This window comes from Streptomyces viridosporus T7A, assembly GCF_008704515.1.
Lineage (GTDB): Bacteria > Actinomycetota > Actinomycetes > Streptomycetales > Streptomycetaceae > Streptomyces > Streptomyces viridosporus.
Window position 1 is genome coordinate 1,254,625 of record NZ_CP023700.1, and the last position, 16,377, is coordinate 1,271,001.

15 protein-coding genes and 1 pseudogene are annotated in these 16,377 nt (G+C 73.5%); 10 read left to right on the top strand and 6 right to left on the bottom strand.

Annotation, left to right across the window (positions count from 1 at the left end; translation table 11 throughout):
- Positions 1 to 35: 35 nt before the first annotated feature.
- The 5 genes from nhaA (CP969_RS05930) to CP969_RS34215 all read right to left on the bottom strand — a co-directional run bounded on the left by nhaA (CP969_RS05930) (position 36) and on the right by CP969_RS34215 (position 4,588).
- Positions 36 to 1,859, bottom strand: a complete 1,824-nt coding sequence (gene nhaA / locus CP969_RS05930; protein WP_016827499.1) for a Na+/H+ antiporter NhaA — start codon at positions 1,857 to 1,859, stop codon at positions 36 to 38.
- Positions 1,860 to 2,300: 441 nt separating this feature from the next.
- Positions 2,301 to 3,086, bottom strand: a complete 786-nt coding sequence (locus CP969_RS05935) for a sulfite exporter TauE/SafE family protein (RefSeq protein ID WP_016827498.1) — start codon at positions 3,084 to 3,086, stop codon at positions 2,301 to 2,303.
- Between the two features lies 1 nt (position 3,087).
- Positions 3,088 to 3,282: a hypothetical protein gene (locus tag CP969_RS05940; RefSeq protein ID WP_016827497.1), complete on the bottom strand. Its 195-nt coding sequence runs from the start codon at positions 3,280 to 3,282 to the stop codon at positions 3,088 to 3,090.
- 86 nt (positions 3,283 to 3,368) lie between these two features.
- Entirely contained in the window at positions 3,369 to 4,328 is a 960-nt protein-coding gene (locus tag CP969_RS05945; RefSeq protein ID WP_016827496.1) for a glutathione S-transferase C-terminal domain-containing protein, read from the bottom strand.
- Between the two features lie 134 nt (positions 4,329 to 4,462).
- On the bottom strand, positions 4,463 to 4,588 hold the full coding sequence (locus tag CP969_RS34215; RefSeq protein WP_016827495.1) for a hypothetical protein: 126 nt from the start codon (positions 4,586 to 4,588) through the stop codon (positions 4,463 to 4,465).
- A 638-nt stretch (positions 4,589 to 5,226) separates the two neighbouring features.
- Between CP969_RS34215 and CP969_RS05950 the strand changes: the two genes are divergently transcribed.
- The 8 genes from CP969_RS05950 to CP969_RS05985 all read left to right on the top strand — a co-directional run bounded on the left by CP969_RS05950 (position 5,227) and on the right by CP969_RS05985 (position 14,229).
- Positions 5,227 to 6,456, top strand: coding sequence for an acyl-CoA dehydrogenase family protein (locus tag CP969_RS05950; protein WP_016827494.1), 1,230 nt, complete (start codon positions 5,227 to 5,229; stop codon positions 6,454 to 6,456).
- A gap of 71 nt (positions 6,457 to 6,527) precedes the next feature.
- The gene (locus CP969_RS05955; RefSeq protein WP_016827493.1) at positions 6,528 to 6,986 is read left to right on the top strand and encodes an RrF2 family transcriptional regulator; all 459 of its coding nucleotides are present in this window, start codon (positions 6,528 to 6,530) and stop codon (positions 6,984 to 6,986) included.
- A 464-nt stretch (positions 6,987 to 7,450) separates the two neighbouring features.
- Positions 7,451 to 8,557 (top strand): ABC transporter substrate-binding protein, encoded by a 1,107-nt coding sequence (locus tag CP969_RS05960; RefSeq protein WP_004991743.1) that lies wholly within the window; start codon positions 7,451 to 7,453, stop codon positions 8,555 to 8,557.
- Positions 8,558 to 8,597: 40 nt separating this feature from the next.
- A complete protein-coding gene (locus tag CP969_RS05965) occupies positions 8,598 to 9,395 on the top strand; it encodes an ABC transporter ATP-binding protein (protein ID WP_016827492.1) in 798 nt (265 codons plus the stop codon).
- Positions 9,382 to 10,308 (top strand): ABC transporter permease, encoded by a 927-nt coding sequence (locus CP969_RS05970; protein ID WP_004991740.1) that lies wholly within the window; start codon positions 9,382 to 9,384, stop codon positions 10,306 to 10,308. The genes CP969_RS05965 and CP969_RS05970 overlap by 14 nt, the downstream gene beginning before the upstream one ends.
- A gap of 656 nt (positions 10,309 to 10,964) precedes the next feature.
- Positions 10,965 to 11,150, top strand: a complete 186-nt coding sequence (locus tag CP969_RS05975; RefSeq protein WP_016827491.1) for a hypothetical protein — start codon at positions 10,965 to 10,967, stop codon at positions 11,148 to 11,150.
- A gap of 765 nt (positions 11,151 to 11,915) precedes the next feature.
- Complete coding sequence (nhaA, locus tag CP969_RS05980; protein WP_016827489.1) at positions 11,916 to 13,796, top strand: Na+/H+ antiporter NhaA; 1,881 nt, start codon at positions 11,916 to 11,918, stop codon at positions 13,794 to 13,796.
- Positions 13,797 to 14,037: 241 nt separating this feature from the next.
- Complete coding sequence (locus tag CP969_RS05985; protein ID WP_223887179.1) at positions 14,038 to 14,229, top strand: MOSC domain-containing protein; 192 nt, start codon at positions 14,038 to 14,040, stop codon at positions 14,227 to 14,229.
- Between the two features lie 53 nt (positions 14,230 to 14,282).
- On the opposite strand, the pseudogene CP969_RS05990 reads toward CP969_RS05985, so the two are convergent.
- Positions 14,283 to 14,492 (bottom strand): annotated as a pseudogene (locus CP969_RS05990) (SAM-dependent methyltransferase); the annotation flags it as partial.
- A 323-nt stretch (positions 14,493 to 14,815) separates the two neighbouring features.
- On the opposite strand from CP969_RS05990, the gene CP969_RS05995 reads away from it, so the two are divergent.
- Both CP969_RS05995 and CP969_RS06000 read left to right on the top strand, forming a co-directional pair.
- Positions 14,816 to 15,223 (top strand): YciI family protein, encoded by a 408-nt coding sequence (locus tag CP969_RS05995; RefSeq protein WP_004991727.1) that lies wholly within the window; start codon positions 14,816 to 14,818, stop codon positions 15,221 to 15,223.
- An 8-nt stretch (positions 15,224 to 15,231) separates the two neighbouring features.
- Positions 15,232 to 16,377: an RNA polymerase sigma factor gene (locus tag CP969_RS06000; RefSeq protein WP_016827487.1), complete on the top strand. Its 1,146-nt coding sequence runs from the start codon at positions 15,232 to 15,234 to the stop codon at positions 16,375 to 16,377.

Here is a 16,377-nt window from a genome sequence, read left to right on the forward strand (position 1 = left end):
CACGATGCCACGCCGTCCGGTGAGGCGGGGCGGGACTACGGCAGGTGCGAGTCGGCGGCGGACGTCTCGAGTTCCCGGGCGAGTGTCTGCGCGTCGTAGGGCCCGGTGTGCCGTCGGCTGCCGAGGAAGAACGTCGGGGTGCCGCGGGCACCGCTGGCCTCGGCGCTGGCCACGTCGGCCCGCACCCGGGCCGCCGTCCGCTCCGAGTCGAGGTCCTCGAGGAACCTCTCGACGTCCAGCCCGAGCTGAGCGGCGTAGCCCACGATGTCCTCGAACTCGAGCTGGTCCTGGTGGGCGAAGAGCAGGTCGTGCATCTGCCAGAAGCGTCCCTGGGCGTCGGCGGCGACGGCCGCCCGGGCGGCGAGCTCGGAGTGGGGGTGCACGTCGAGGAGGGGCAGGTGCCGGAAGACGTAGCGGAGCCGGTCACCGAAGCGCTGCCGCAGTTCCTGGGCGACGCCGGTGGCACGGGCGCAGAAGGGACACTCGAAGTCGCCGTACTCCACCAGGGTCAGCGGCGCGTCCGGCGGGCCGGTGACGTGGTCCGTGGCCGGGTCGACCGGGCGGTCCAGGAAACGCGGCAGGTCGGCCTCCGTCTCGCCGCGCAGCACCGCGGCCAGGTGGAACACCACCCATCCCAGGAGCGCGGAGAGCAGGGCCGCCAGCAGGACACCGACGGTCGCCCGGGTCCGGAGCGACGGGTCCTCGAAGGCGAGACCGGCGATCAGCAGGGACACGGTGAAGCCGATCCCGGACAGGGCGGCACCGCCCAGCACCTGGCCCGGTCCCACTCCCTGGGGAAGCCTTCCAAGACCCAGGCGGATGCCGAGGAAAGCGCCGAGGGCGATACCCAGGAGTTTTCCGACGACGAGACCGATGACCACGGCCCAGGTGACCGCGGAGGACAGGGCTTCGGCCAGGACACCGCCGCGCAGGTCGATGCCGGCACTGGCCAGGGCGAACACGGGGACGACGACATAGCTGGTCCAGGGGTGGAGGACCGTCTGCAGCCGCTCGTTGACGGAGACGGCGCGCTGCAGCCCCATGCGGGCCGTCCGGCCCACGTCCGGGCGGGGTGACTGGCGGAAGGCACGGAAGAGCCCGGCGGCCTTTTCCACCAGCTCGCGCGTGGGGGCCCGGGCGGGGATGAGGAGACCGCCGATCATGCCCGCCACGGAGGCGTGGAGGCCGGATGCGAAGGTGGCGCACCACAGCGCGAGAGCGACCAGGACGTACGGGGCCGTGCGCCAGACCCGCAGACGGCTCAGCCCGGCCAGAAGCGCGCAGAGGACGAGCGCGGCCAGCAGGGGCACCGGGCGGACCGTTCCCGAGTAGACCACGCCGATCACGGTGACGGCCACGATGTCGTCGAGGACGGTGACGGCCAGCAGGAAGACGCGCAGCTGGGTGACGAACCGGGGGCCGACCACGGCGAGCGCCCCCAGCATGAACGCCGTGTCGGTGCCGATCACCACACCCCATCCGCCGCGGGCCTCCCCTCCCGGCACGACCGCCAGGTACAGCAGCGCGGGGACGAGCATGCCGCCGGTCCCGGCCAGCGCCGGGAGCACGACACTGCGGCGCCCGGTCAGCTCGCCCGCAGACGCCTGGTAGCGGACCTCCAGGCCGACGACGAAGAAGAACAGGGCCATCAGGCCGTCGCTGACCCAGTGCCCCAGGTCCATCGACAGATCGGCGCCGCCGAGCGAGACGGACGCCTCGGTCGCCCAGAGCGACGTGTATGAATCCGACCAGGGGGAGTTCGCCCACACCAGGGCGACCACGACCGCGGCCAGGAGCAGGCCGGCGCTGCCCGCCTCGGTGGCCAGGAAGGAACGCACCGGGCCGGAGAGCTGGGCCACCAGATCCCGTCTCCTCGCCCGGGTCTGGGAGACCCGGGCGGTCGTCACCCGCGCCACCCGGTCACCGTGCCGGGCCGCTGTCGCGGGTGACGCCGGATGGCCCCGCGCGGCCGACGGGGCACCGGGCGGGCGACGGTCCGGCCCGGCGGCGCAGGGTCCCGCGGGCGCGCACGGCGCCGGCAGCGGTCTCCCGGCGACCGGTCGCCTCCGGACACGACGGAGCAGGATGACCGGTACAGGGCCGATCGGCAGGCGTGTCGGCGGCACTGACCGGTGCACTCACCGCAGGACCTCTCCCTGCGCGTACTTCACCGGACACATTGGGAAATACTCCCTTTCCCGGCTGTTTCTCGCATCCGGCGAACCGCTCGTCCCGCCCGGAAGCGAGTGACAGCCGGGAGGTGACCGTCGGCGCGGTCCGCGTGCTCGGCACCCGTCGCGTCAGCGCGGGGACTGAACCGCGTAGAGGGCCCCGAAGACGGCGGCCAGGGCGCCCAGCAGCAGACGCAGGGCGGTCTCGGGCAGACGGGGTTGCAGGCGTGCCCCGAGGTAACCGCCGATCAGCCCGCCCACACCGCAGGCCAGTCCGAGGGGCCAGTCGGGGGCGACGTCACCGGAACCGGTCAGGGACAGCAGGGCGAAGACCGCGGCCCCGGCCACGGACGTGGCGAAGGTGGCGGCGAGGGCGGCGGGGGCGACCCGGCTCACCGGCATGCCCCGGCCGACCAGGACGGGGCCGAGGAGGGAGCCGCCGCCGATGCCGTAGATCCCGCCGATGATTCCGACGACCAGGGCCAGGCCGGTGACGGTACGGCGGGAGGGTTCCGCCGCCGGGGCGGCCGGGCGGGCGGGCCGGAAGGTACGGACGATCAGCCACAGGCCCAGCGGCATCAGCAGTCCGGCGACCAGAAGGCGGAAGACGGCGGGCCCGGGGACGGCGAAGACCCGCACCACCGCGCCGATGACCACACCGGGCAGAGTGCCGATCACCAGACGGCGGGCCAGCGGGCTGTTCAGCAGGCCCGCACGGCGGTGGCGCAGCAGAGCACCGGGCCCGGCCACCACGTTGAACAACAGGTTGGTGGGGGTGACCGCCGGACTGGGCACGCCGAACACGCTCAGCTGCACGGGCAGCAGGAACACCGCGCCCGAGACCCCCACGGGCGCGGTCACCACCGCGATGATCAGGCCGACGGCCAGAGCGTGCAGTTCCGGTGGTCCTGCCATGTCAGCCCCTGATCGTTCGAACGTTCGCCCTGCGGCGCGGACGGGAGGTGCCGACCCATCGACGCCGCCGTTCCTCGCGGATGCCGCGCGCCCACGGGCCGTAGCCGGCAGCCGGTTGCCTGGCGGCCGTGTCGTCCTCGGCGACGACGGCGGCGGAGACGGCGACGCGGGGCCTGTCGATGGTGTGGCGCAGCACCTCGTCGGCGGTGGAGCCGGACGGGATCGGGACGAGTCGGGAGGGGCCTGCCGCGCTCCGGTCCGGCAGACCCCTGTCGTCGCAGGCTAGGCGGAGCCGGAGGGACGGAGGTGGAGGGCGTGTTGCGGTTCCATGAAGCCGTCCGGGCGCTCCCGGTGGAGCCGGGCGGCGGTCCCGCCCGCGCTGTGCGCCGCCCAGTCCATGATCTGCACCGCCGCGCCCGCGGCCTCCAGCCCCTGGCAGTGGGCGTGGTGCCTGCGGGCGATGCCGTCCAGGTCGAGGTGGGTGCCGAAGGCGGGATGCGCGGCCAGGCGCCGGGCGTAGGCCCACAGGTGCGGGTGGTCGGCGATGCGGTGGACCGCGGCGGCGTCCAGGTGCAGCCGGTGCACGGTGTCGAGCTGTACGAGGGTCACCCACATCCGCACGTCGGCGGCGGTCATGTCGTCCCCCAGGACGAAGTCCTGGTGCGCGAGCCGCCGCTCCAGCGAGTCCAGGACGCGGAGCAGGGAGCCGAGGGCGGTGCGGCGCGCCGCGGCGTCGGCGTCGGCCCGCCCGGCGTACTGCGCGGCCTCACCGATGCGGTGCGCGCAGAGGCGTTCGACGGCCTCGATCTCCGCCGCCCTGTCCTGCGGGTGCAGCGCGGGCCGGCCGGGTCCGTCGCCGCCGAAGCGCCGGACCAGGTCGCTCAGGATGTCCGGGGGGTGCGTGCTGACGATCCGCCCCGTCCAGGTGTCGCTCAGCACCGGTGCGGCGGCCGGTCCGGGATACCGGTGCGCACTGGCCTCGTACAACGGGCGCAGGGCGCGGTGTCCGCCGTCGGGCCCGTCGGGGACCGCGGCCAGCCGCAGCACCGGGAGGGTTTCCCCCAGACCGAGCAGGCTGTGGGTGATGGCGATCCGCAGACAGTCCGGGCAGGACGGCGAGAGGTGGAGGCGGTAGCGGCGCGGCACCGGGTAGTGGCCGCTGTTCGCGTCGCAGCCGATCCTGCCCCGGAACGGCGGTGGGGAGGGGAGGGACGGCACGGTGGTCGGAGGTGCGGCGGGCATGTGTCTCCCTGGGTCCGGGTCCGGCTTCTGGTTCTCAGAGGTGCGGCGGGCGGCGCACGGGGGTGAGGGGCGCGCGGTGGCGTCGGCGCGTATCCGTGCACGGCGGGGATGCGGTGCCGGCGGGCACCGCCGGCTCAGCGCAGGGGGCTCGCCGCGCTGCAGACGCGCAGGAGATCGATGTGGCGGCGGGAGGTCAGGAGAAGGGACGGCCGGCCCGCGCGCACGACGCCGTCGGCGGGCGGTTCCGGACGCTCCATCATTTCCTACCAATCCACTAGGGATCTTTGCTCTGGAGTGTCGGACGGGCTTCCCCCCGCGTCAAGGGGGCGCCCACGCATCCCGCACGGCGTCTCACATGATGGGAGGATCCGCCCGCCGGAAGCACCCCCGGCCGACTGCCGACCGGCCCCGGCGGGCCGAGCGGGCCAGGCGGTCGAGGGCGACCGGCGAACCCCTGCGGCGTCAACTTCCCTACTTTTCCTATCGATTTACTGGGGAAGTGTTGACGGCCCTGTCGGCCGGTGCGCAGGATGATGCGCATGCCCCACACGCAGCAGCGACTCGTTCGTCGTCGGCATGTCGACTTCGGCCACGTCGTCAGCGCCGCCTGTCGTCGCGTGTAGGGCACGCGGCTCGCCCAGCGCGCATGCCGTTCCGCTCCTCCTCCCGCCCGACCGCCCGACGGGAGGCGGCGCCGTCCGCATCGGTCCCGCGTGGTACACGGCAGAGCTGGACGGACGCGAACTCGGCCTTTCCCAAACGGAGTTCGAGCTGCTGTCCCGCCTCGCGCCCCAGCCCCACCGGGCGCCTTCATGTGAGCGTTGACGGCCGGCATCCGGGACTACGACCACATCGGCGACGGCCGCACCTTGCCACCGATCCTGAGGAGACCACCACCATGGGCGTTGCCACCGCGCCGTCCGGCCCCGCCCGGGCTGCCGACCGAACCGGGCCCGGCCGCGCGCACTGGCTGCGCGTGGCCCGCGAGACGGCGGACGACCTGGCCACGGACGCGGTGGCCAGGGAGCAGGCGGGCAAGACCCCGTTCGACGAGGTGTCCCGGTTGCGCGAGTCGGGCCTGCCGGCGCTCCTCGTGCCGGCCGACCTCGGGGGAGGCGGCGCGGACTGGACCACGGCCTACGCCGTCGTCCGGGAGATCGCCGCGGCCGACGGCGCCATCGGCCAACTGCTCGGCTGCCACTACTTCCTGTCCTGGAGCGCCCGGCTCTTCGCCGAGCCCTCCCTCGCCGCTCGCGTCGAGCGGCAGTCCGCGGCAGAGCAGTGGTGCTGGGGCGGCGGTCTCGCCCACCGGGAACCGTCCCTGACGCTGACCGGGACCGCCACCGGCCAGGTGCTCGACGGCCGGCAGAGCTACGCCACCGGGGTCCTGGTCGCCGACCGCCTGGCCGTGCGGGCCGTACGGGCCGACACCGGCGAACCCCTCGCCGTCCTCGTCGATCCCGCCCTGCACGGCGTGGGGATCGACGGCGACGCCGACACCTTCGGCCAGCGGCTCACGGCCGGCGGAAGCGTGGAGTTCGACGCCGTACCGGTCGCCGCCGACGCCGTACTCGGCTCCCTGTCCGCGGACGAGGACGTCCTGTCGCCCCCGGTCGCCCTGGCATCGCCGGTCGGGCGCCTCCTCTCCGCCCATCTCCGCCTCGGCATGGCCGAGGGAGTGCTCGCCGAAGCCCGTGAGTACAGCAGGGCGGGCCACCTGTTCCGGCACCCCGCCCGGCCGGCCGCCTCTCCCCGGGACCCGCAGGTGCTGTCCGCCTACGGGGAGCTCACCGTCCTCACCCGTGCCGCATCCGCGCTCACCGATCAGGCCCGGGAGGCCGTGCACGGCGGACTGGCGCGCGGCGAGGGGCTCACCTACGACGAGTACGCAGAGATCTCCGCGCTCGTGGCCATGGCCGAAGCCGCCGCCTCCAGGGCCGTGCGGGAGTCCGCCGACCGCGCCCTCGACATCGTCGGCGCCCCCTCCGCGTCCTCGCACCTGGGCTTCGACCGCTTCTGGCGCAATGCCCGCACCCACACCCTGTACGAGCCCGTCGCCCACCGGCTCCGCGACGTCGGAGACTACTTCCTCAACGGCGCGCACCCTCCGTTCGTCCTGCCGGTCTGACCTCGGGCGCCCCGCGGCCGGCGGCCCGCCCGCGGCGGGCACCGGCCGAAGCCGTACGGGATAATGTGCGCATGCGGATCTCAGCCAGAGCGGACTACGCGGTACGTGCTGCACTGCAGCTCGCCGCGTCACGGCAGGACGGGCCGCTGAAGGCCGAGGCCATCTCCGACGCCCAGGACATCCCGCACAAATTCCTCGAAAGCATCCTGAACGACATGCGCCGGGGCGGTCTCGTGCACAGCCGACGCGGCGGCAACGGCGGCTACCGGCTGGCCAAGCCCGCCGAGTCCATCACCATCGCCGACGTCATCCGCACCGTGGACGGCCCCCTGGTCTCGGTGCGCGGCGTCCGCCCTCCGGAGCTGTCCTACACCGGCCCCGCCGAGTCGCTGCTGCCCCTGTGGATCGCGTTGCGGTCCAATGTGCGCGAGATCCTCGAGGGCGTGTCGCTCGCCGACGTCGCGTCGGCCCAACTGCCCGACAAAGTCTCCGCGTTGGCCCACGGCCCGGACGCCTGGGCGAACCCCTGACGGACGGGGCACCCACGGCTCGTCTCGTATGGCGATACGAGGTCGTCCACCATGCGAACACCCTCTTGGGGTGGACGCCTCCTTCTGCCACGATCCCTAGCAACCAGGTAGGAAAACTAGGGATTCACGGGGGGTGGCCATGGGAACGCTCGATCGCGCAGCCCGGTCACTGCCCCTGCTGACCTCGCGCCGTCACATCGATCTCGGCCGCACGTCCAGCGACATCTGTCAGCCCTTCTGACGCCGCGGAACCCGGCTTCCCCGAACCAGCGCTGCCTTCGCACCGCCCGCCCCCGCCGGCGGGCCGGACCTCCCTCGGCCGACCGCGCCCCCACTTTCCCCCTCCCGACCGTCGACGGCGTGCCCGCCGACGACGAGGAGCGGAGTGCCGGCGCGTGCCGGGAAGCAGTGCGCCTCGCGTTCTCGCACCTCCCTGATCACCCCTTCCCCGAGAGGACACCACCGTGTCTGCCGCACGACCACTCGCCGCCCTGCGCATCCTCGCCGCCATAGCCGCACTCCCCCTCCTGCTCACCGCCTGCGGCTACGGTTCCGAGTCCACCGACGACGACGAGCGGGCCGAGGTCGCGGCGGACGCCGAGAAGCTCTCCGCCGACGAAGTGAAGATCGGCTACTTCCCCAACCTCACCCACGCCACCGCCCTGGTGGGCGTCCAGGAGGGCCTGCTCCAGAAGGAGCTCGGCGGCACCAGGATCAAGGCGTCCACCTTCAACGCCGGCCCCTCCGAGATCGAGGCGCTGAACGCCGGCTCCCTCGACATCGGCTGGATCGGCCCCTCCCCCTCCATCAACGGCTACACCAAGTCGAACGGCAAGAACCTGCGCATCATCAGCGGTTCCGCCTCCGGCGGCGTGAAGCTCGTCGTCAACCCGGACCGGATCAAGTCCCCGGACGACCTCAAGGGCAAGAAGATCGCCACGCCGCAGCTCGGCAACACCCAGGACGTCGCGTTCCTCCACTGGATCGCGGAGAAGGGCTGGAAGGTCGACGCGCAGAGCGGCAAGGGCGACGTCTCCGTCGTCCGCACCGACAACAAGATCACCCCGGACGCCTACAAGTCCGGTTCCATCGACGGCGCCTGGGTGCCGGAGCCGACCGCGTCCAAGCTGGTCACCGAGGGCGCGAAGGTGCTGCTCGACGAGGCGGACCTCTGGCCCGACAAGAAGTTCGTGATCACGAACATCATCGTGTCGCAGAAGTTCCTCGAGGAGCACCCGGACGTCGTCGAGGCCGTGCTGCGCGGCTCGGTGAGGACCAACGAGTGGATCAACGCCAACCCGCAGAAGGCGAAGGCCTCCGCCAACGCGGCACTGGAGAAGCTCGCGGGCAAGGCCCTGCCCGCCGAGGTCATCGACCCGGCCTGGGAGTCCATCACCTTCCTGGACGACCCGCTGGCCGCCACCCTCGACTCCCAGGCGGAGCACGCGGTGCAGGCCGGCCTGCTGGAGAAGCCCCGGCTGAAGGGCATCTACGACCTCGCGCCGCTCAACAAGGTCCTCGAGGCCGACGGCAGGGGCGCGGTCGACGACGCCGGTCTCGGCGTCGAGTGACGGCCCACCGGACCCGATGAGTTCCCAGGAGGTGACGACCATGGCCACCACGATCGCCAAGGCTGCCGAGGACGCCGCACCGGCGACGCACGCCGCCCGCATCGAGCACGTCTCGAAGTCCTTTCCCGCACCGGGCGCGCCCGGCGGACGGCAACTCGTCCTCGACGACATCACGCTCGATGTCGCACCGGGCGAGTTCGTCACCCTCCTGGGAGCCTCCGGCTGCGGCAAGTCCACCCTGCTCAACCTGGTCGCGGGACTGGACCTGCCCTCCGCCGGCTCGATCGGCACGGACGGCCGGCCCGCCCTGATGTTCCAGGAGCACGCGCTGTTCCCGTGGCTGACCGCGGGCAGGAACGTCGAACTCGCGCTGAAGCTGCGCGGGATCGCGGGACCCCGGCGCCGCCAGGAGGCGCAGCGGCTGCTGGAACTCGTGCGGCTGCAGGGCGCGTACGACAAGCGGGTGCACGAACTGTCGGGCGGCATGCGGCAACGCGTCGCACTGGCCCGTGCGCTGGCCCAGGACAGCCGGCTGCTGCTGATGGACGAGCCGTTCGCCGCGCTGGACGCCATCACCCGCGACGTCCTGCACGACGAACTCACCCGCGTCTGGCGCGAGACGGGGGTGTCCGTGCTGTTCGTCACGCACAACGTGCGGGAGGCGGTGAAGCTGGCGCAGCGCGTGGTGCTGCTCTCCTCGCGCCCGGGGCGCATCGCCCGGGAATGGACCGTCGGCATCGCACAGCCGCGCCGCGTCGAGGACAGCGCGGTCGCCGAACTGTCCGCCGAGATCACCGAGGATCTACGGAGGGAGATCCGCCGTCATGGCCAGCACTGACACCGGCGCCGACGCCGGGAGGAACGACTCACCGGCGGCCGGGAAGTCCCCGGACACACAGGATCTGGCGGGGCTGGAGGCCGGGCTCGACGCGCTGGAGTCGGTGCAGGCCGTCCGCACACCGCTGCGCGAGACCCTGAGCCGCAAGGTCCTGCCGCCCGTCACCGCCGTCGCCCTGGTGCTGGCGGTCTGGCAACTGCTGGTGTGGGCCGAGGTAGCCCCCGACTACAAGCTGCCCGCGCCGTCCGACGTGTGGGGCGAGGTGACCGACGCCTGGCGGCAGGGCACGCTGCTCGACTACGTCTGGACGTCCGTCTCGCGCGGTCTGCTCGGCTTCCTGATGGCACTCGCCATCGGCACGCCGCTCGGCCTGCTGGTCGCCCGGGTGAAGTTCGTCCGGGCGGCCGTCGGCCCCGTCCTGTCCGGGCTGCAGTCGCTCCCGTCGGTGGCGTGGGTGCCACCGGCCGTGCTCTGGCTGGGCCTCAACAACTCGATGATGTACGCGGTGATCCTGCTCGGCGCGGTCCCGTCCGTCGCCAACGGCCTCGTCGCGGGCATCGACCAGATCCCGCCCCTGTTCCTGCGCGCCGGGCGGACACTGGGGGCGACCGGACTGCGGGGGGCCCGGTACGTCGTGATGCCGGCCGCGCTCCCCGGCTACCTGGCGGGGCTGAAGCAGGGCTGGGCGTTCTCCTGGCGGTCGCTGATGGCCGCCGAGATCATCGCCTCCTCGCCCGATCTGGGCGTCGGACTCGGTCAGTTGCTGGAGAACGGGCGGAACAACGCCAGCATCGCGCAGGTGTTCCTGGCCATCTTCCTGATCCTGCTCGTCGGCATCGCCATCGACCTGCTGATCTTCAGCCCGCTGGAGCGGCGGGTGCTGCGCGGCCGGGGCCTGCTGGTCACCCGCTGAACGAACGGAACGCGCTCACCACGGGACGCGTGCTCTGCCTCCCCCACCGGCCCTCCCCCACCGGACCCGGCACACGGCGCCCGGCATGCCGGCACCGGCTCCGCGAAGGCATCGCCCCGCAGCGGAGCCGGTGCCGTCGCGCCGTCACGCCGTCACGCCGTCACGGCGTCCGTGATCCGCCGCCGGTCGCAACCGGGGCAGGACCACGGTCTCTTCCGGCGCTCGGAGCCCTGGGGCGCGCGGCCCCGGCACCGGGGCCCGACCCGCGCCGTGATATCTTGTTTGCGAGAGAAATTAACTGAGAGTTCTCGTCCGCGCACGCTTTCCGGCGACGGATTCGTGGGGGTGCGGTCGCCGGTCAGGGCACGCACAGGCCCCGCTTCCGGCTGTTCCGCGCACCCGGAGCACCCGGGCCACCGCCCGGCGGGCGCAGGAGAACGAGCAGTACCGGGCCGAGGGCCCGCCCGCGCGGCCTTCGGCCGGCGCACCGGCGCGGGAGCGCCGCGAACAACTGAAAGAACGTCGACCCGGTCCTGGTGCCCGAACGGACCGGTGGCCGAACGGGAAACAGCCACCGACCGCGAATGCGCGCCCCCGAACCGGGTACGTCGAGACACTCGGCACCGTATGAGAGCCGACGCGGAAGGGGAGGGCCCTTGAGGGATGGCGCCGGACACGACCGGAGGCCCGGTGCGACGAGCGGCCCGGTCGACGATCTCGCCGACCAGGTCGGCGCCGACCGTTCCCGGCCCCCGTGCCCGTACGCGCCCGACCGCCGCGGGACCACCGTCGACGCGACCCGTGCGCGCCGCTCCCTGCCCACCGAGGCCCGCCTGTGGTGAGGGCCCGGTGCCCGGCCGGCCCCGTGAGGCCGACCGGCGTCACCGAGGGCAGCCGCCCGGACGTCGGCCCGCCCCCGCGCATCACTCCGCACGTCGTCACCCGGCCGCCCGGCTGCCGGGTCCCCCTCCGCGGCGGCCCCGGCCCGGGGCGAGTCGCCCGGCCCGGCCGGCCGGATCCGACGCGGGAGTGCGCGCTCGCCCCCGCCCTCACCGGCGCGGTCGCCGTCCCGTCCGCCCGGCGTGTCACCGGTGCCCCGAGCCCGGCGGCACGCACCCGCCCCATCCCCTTAAGCAGGACCGGGACCGCACCGAAACCGCTCGGCACCTGAGACCGAGCAGATGTCGGCCGTGGCCCGGACCGTCGTCGCCGTCAAGGCGTCCCACCGCGTGTACAAGAGTCGGCCGCAGTCCCGCGCCCAGCCGGACGGTCGCCGCACCGCCCGCAATTCGCCCGGAAAGCCCCAGGAGGGTCCCCCATGTCCATCACCGCCCGCGACATCCACGGCTCGGAAAGCCCGCGCGAATCCCTCCAACCGAAGGTTCACCGATCTCGCACGTGGAGCACGACGGAACCGGCGCGGCCCTTCTTCGGCACCTACGACATGACCACCGCACACCGTCGGGGCGGCCCCACCGCGCCGGGCGTCCCGGCGGACCGGGAAGCCGGCCCCGCTCCGGCACAGAGGTGTCGTCCCCTCAGCGGGACAGGCGCGCCCATGGGCACGGCGGACCCGCACGGCGGGCAGGGTGACGCAGGTGACTGACGTGCAGAAGGCCAACGTCCAGGAGGACTCCCAGACCCGGTCCAGAAGGCGCACCCTGGTGGCCCAGCTCTCCGGCCCGGTGCGTTCCTTCCTGGCCACCGAGGCGGGCAGCGCCGGCCTGCTCCTGGCCGCGGTCGTGGTCGCCCTGGTGTGGGCGAACTCCCCCTGGTCGGATTCATACACGTCGCTCTGGGCGACCGAGGCGTCGTTCTCCATCGGCGGCGCCGATCTGTCGATGAGCCTGGGGCACTGGGTCAGCGACGGCCTGATGGCCCTGTTCTTCTTCGTCATCGGCCTGGAGGTCCGCTACGAGGTCTCCGTGGGCGTGCTGACCGACCGCCGGCGTGTCGTGATCCCGGCGCTGGCCGGGATCGGCGGCATGCTCGTCCCCGCGCTGCTGTACCTGGTGATCGCCCCCGGGGGCGACGCGAGCAACGGGTGGGGCGTGGTGATCGGCACCGACACGGCGTTCATGCTGGGGGCGCTCGCCGTGGTCGGCCCCCGGTTCGTCACCCAGCTGCGCGTCTTCCTGCTGGCCATCACCGTCATCGACGACATCGTCGCCGTCGCCGTGATCGGCCTGGTCTTCTCGGAATCGGTCCGCCCGCTGCTGGTGCTGGCCGCGCTCGCCCTGTGCGTGGTCCTGGCCGGACTGTCCCGTCTGGGCGCCTGGCGCACGGCCCCGTACGTGCTGATCGCTCTCGCGCTGTGGCTCGTCACCTTCGAAGCGGGGCTGCACGCCTCCATCGCGGGCATGCTCGGCGGTCTCCTCATCCCCGCCCGGGCCCCCACGCGCCAGGCGGTGGATCGGGCCGCCCGGCTCTTCCGTGCCTTCCGCCAGTCCCCGCGTCCGGACGTGGGCCGGACGGCCCGCATGGGGCTGCAGCGCGCCGTCTCCGTCAACGAGCGGCTGCAGACGGTCCTCCACCCCTGGACCAGCTATGTCGTCGTCCCCGTGTTCGCCCTGGCCAGTGCCGGTGTCGACCTGCGTGACGGTGTCCTGGCCGAGGCGCTGTCGTCCTCCGTCACCTGGGCCGTCGTCGTCGGCCTCGTCATCGGAAAGCTCGTGGGCCTCGGAGGCTTCGCCCTGGGCGGTGCCCGGCTGGGTCTCGGGAAGCTCCCGCGGGGAGTCGGCGAGGGCCAGGTGCTGGGCGGCGCCGTCCTGTCCGGGATCGGCTTCACCGTGTCCCTGCTGATCGCCGGACTGGCCTTCGAGGATCCCGCCCTGCGCGCCCAGGCGACCGTCGGCATCCTGCTGGCGGCCCTGCTCTCCGCGCTCCTGGGATGGGTGGTGTTCCACCTCGCCGCGGTGCTGCGCGGCGAGACGGAGGCCGACCTGCCGCGTTTCCTGGACCGCCCGGTCGACCCGGCCACGGACCACATCACCGGCCCACCGGACGCGCCGCTCACCCTGGTGGAGTACGGCGACTACGAGTGTCCCTTCTGCGCGCACGCCACCGGCGTCGCCCAGGAACTGCAGCAGCGCTTCGGCGACCGGCTCCGCTACGTCTTCCGGCACCTGCCGCTCCCCGACGTGCACGAGCACTCCGAGCTCGCCGCCCGGGCGGCCGTCGCCGCCGACGCCCAGGGACGCTTCTGGCAGATGCACGACCTGCTCTTCGCCCACCAGGACCAGCTCGAGTTCGAGGACATCCTCGGCTACGCCGGCCAGATCGGGCTGGACGTCGAGAGGTTCCTCGAGGACCTCGACTCGGAGCGGACGGCGGCCCGGGTGCGGGCCGACGTGGCCAGCGCCGAGGCCAGCGGTGCCCAAGGCGCTCCCACCTTCTTCATCGGCAACCGCCGCCACACCGGGCCGTACGACGCGCAGACACTGGCCGCCCGGCTCGAGGCGTCCGGCGCCGGCGGGGGCCCCGCGTAGCCCTGGCGACGCCACCACGTTCTCGTACGTGGTGCGAAGCTCCTGAAGGAGGGCCTGCGGGCCGGAAGGGGGGCGGGTCGACACCCGCCCCCCCCTTTTCAACGGTCAACTACCGTCTCGGCGTCTTCGGCGGCCTCGCCCTGCCCGGTCCGGAGAGGTCCGGCACCTTCGGCCTCCGGGGCCGGCGGGCGGTCCTGGTCCGGGGGTGTTCCACCGGGCGGTCACGGTGAGCGGTGACGCCGTGGGGGACACACCGGCCGGCGCCGATCGTCTGCTCGGCCTGCCGGTGGGCACGCTGCTGCGCATCGGCGGCGCCACGGTGCCGGAGGTGACCGGCCTGCGCAGTCCACGCCTGCGGATCGACGCCTTCTTCGACCGGGAGGGCCCCTCCTCCTTGAGGCCCACCGCCCCGACGGCGTGGCCCTGTTCGTGAGGGGTGCCCGCCCGGTCGGGGTCCGGGCGGCAGTCGGCGGAACGGATCCCGGCGTCGCGCGCCAGGAACCGCACCGCTCGGACCGGGAGACGCCGTTGCGCACGGGCGATGACCGCGAACTCGGGGAAGTTCCGGGGGATCAGCTCGCCGGCCCGGTTGTCCACCGGGTAGTGGTTCTCTGCGCCGAGCAGGTAGTCCCACACGCGCGCCGAGTGGGGCCGGCCGGTCCGCGGTCCTCCGCTCCGGTCGTCTCGGTCAGTCATGATCGACGCAAGACACACGGCGGTCCGCGGGGCGCCCAACTCCCTTGTCCACAGGCAGTGTCGTTCCTTCGCACAGCCTCTCGGACGGCGTCGTCCGCGTCCACTGCCCCGAACCCCCCGGCCACCGCCTCGACCGCCCCTCCTCGGGCAGGCGCGGCGCCCTGGAATCCGGCGGCCGACCCCGACACCGCGAGACGGCGTCCCCGGGCTCGTCCGGGAGGGCCCGAAAAAAGTCGGGCGGCGATGTCGAGAACCCGTGGCCGGCTCCGTCCCCGCAGTGAACGCGACCACAATGGGTCGCACCAGCACCGAGGAGAGACACGATGGCCAAGTACCTGCTGCTCAAGCACTACCGCGGCGCCCCGGCTCCGGTCAACGACGTGCCCATGGACCAGTGGACCCCGGAGGAGATCTCGGCCCACGTGCAGTACATGAACGACTTCGCGGCCCGGCTCGAGGAGACCGGCGAGTTCGTCGACGGTCAGGCGCTCGCCCCCGAGGGCATGTTCGTCCGGTACGACGGCGAGGGGCGCCCGCCGGTCACCGACGGCCCGTTCGCCGAGACCAAGGACCTCATCGCCGGCTGGATGGTGATCGACGTCGACAGCCGCGAGCGCGCCGTCGAGCTGGCCGGGGAACTGTCGGCCGCCCCCGGGGCGGGCGGGAAGCCGATCCACGAGTGGCTCGAGGTGCGCCCGTTCCTGGCCGCGCCGCCCACCATCACGGAGTGACCTCTTCGATGGACGAGGTCCTCCTGCGGAGCCTCACGCCGAGCGTCCTCGCCGTCCTCGTCCGCCGCGGAGCCGACTTCGCGGCGGCCGAGGACGCCGTGCAGGACGCGCTCATCGAGGCGGTCCGCGTCTGGCCGGCCGCTCCCCCGCGTGACCCGAAGGGCTGGCTGGTCACCGTGGCCTGGCGCAAGTTCCTCGACGCGGCCCGGGCGGACGCGGCCCGCCGCCGGCGCGAGGACCTCGTCGACGAGGAACCGGCGCCCGGGCCCGCGCCCGCGGTGGACGACACGCTCCAGCTCTACTTCCTGTGCGCCCACCCGTCGCTGACGCCGTCGTCCGCGGTCGCGCTCACGCTGCGCGCCGTCGGCGGACTCACCACCCGCCAGATCGCCCGGGCCTACCTGGTGCCCGAGGCGACCATGGCGCAGCGGATCAGCCGGGCCAAGCGCACCGTCTCCGGCGTGCGGTTCGACCGGCCCGGCGACGTCGCCACCGTGCTGCGCGTCCTCTACCTGGTCTTCAACGAGGGCTACTCCGGCGACGTCGACCTCGCCGCCGAGGCCATCCGGCTCACCCGGCGACTCGCCGCCGTGATCGACCACCCCGAGGTGGCGGGGCTGCTCGCCCTCATGCTGCTCCACCACGCCCGGCGCGCCGCCCGGACCGCGCCCGACGGCAGCCTGGTGCCGCTCGCCGAGCAGGACCGCGGCCGGTGGGACACCGCGCTGATCGCGGAGGGCGTCGAGATCCTGCAGGCGGCCCTCGCCCGCGACCGGCTGGGCGAGTTCCAGGCCCAGGCCGCCGTCGCGGCGCTCCACGCCGACGCGCCCACCGCCGAGGAGACCGACTGGGTGCAGATCGTCGAGTGGTACGACGAGCTCACCCGCCTGACCGACAGCCCGGTCGTCCGGCTCAACCGCGCGGTCGCCGTCGGCGAGGCCGACGGACCGCGCGCCGGACTGGCCGCGCTCGCGGAACTGGACGCCTCACTGCCCCGCCGCACCGCGGTGGCGGCGTACCTCCACGAGCGCGACGGCGACCTGGCGACGGCGGCACGGCTGTACGCCGAAGCGGCCCGGAAGGCACCCGACCTCGCCGAACGCGACCACCTGACACGGCAGGCCGCCCGGCTCAACACCCGCCTACGCCGCTGA

Excerpts from the sequence above, each read along its gene's own strand:
- CP969_RS05935 (WP_016827498.1), bottom strand. The coding sequence starts at position 3,086 with ATGGCAGGACCACCGGAACTGCACGCTCTGGCCGTCGGCCTGATCATC.
- CP969_RS05945 (WP_016827496.1), bottom strand. The coding sequence starts at position 4,328 with ATGCCCGCCGCACCTCCGACCACCGTGCCGTCCCTCCCCTCCCCACCG.
- CP969_RS34215 (WP_016827495.1), bottom strand. The coding sequence starts at position 4,588 with ATGATGGAGCGTCCGGAACCGCCCGCCGACGGCGTCGTGCGCGCGGGC.
- CP969_RS05950 (WP_016827494.1), top strand. The coding sequence starts at position 5,227 with ATGGGCGTTGCCACCGCGCCGTCCGGCCCCGCCCGGGCTGCCGACCGA.
- CP969_RS05955 (WP_016827493.1), top strand. The coding sequence starts at position 6,528 with ATGCGGATCTCAGCCAGAGCGGACTACGCGGTACGTGCTGCACTGCAG.
- CP969_RS05965 (WP_016827492.1), top strand. The coding sequence starts at position 8,598 with ATGGCCACCACGATCGCCAAGGCTGCCGAGGACGCCGCACCGGCGACG.
- CP969_RS05970 (WP_004991740.1), top strand. The coding sequence starts at position 9,382 with ATGGCCAGCACTGACACCGGCGCCGACGCCGGGAGGAACGACTCACCG.
- CP969_RS05995 (WP_004991727.1), top strand. The coding sequence starts at position 14,816 with ATGGCCAAGTACCTGCTGCTCAAGCACTACCGCGGCGCCCCGGCTCCG.
- CP969_RS06000 (WP_016827487.1), top strand. The coding sequence starts at position 15,232 with ATGGACGAGGTCCTCCTGCGGAGCCTCACGCCGAGCGTCCTCGCCGTC.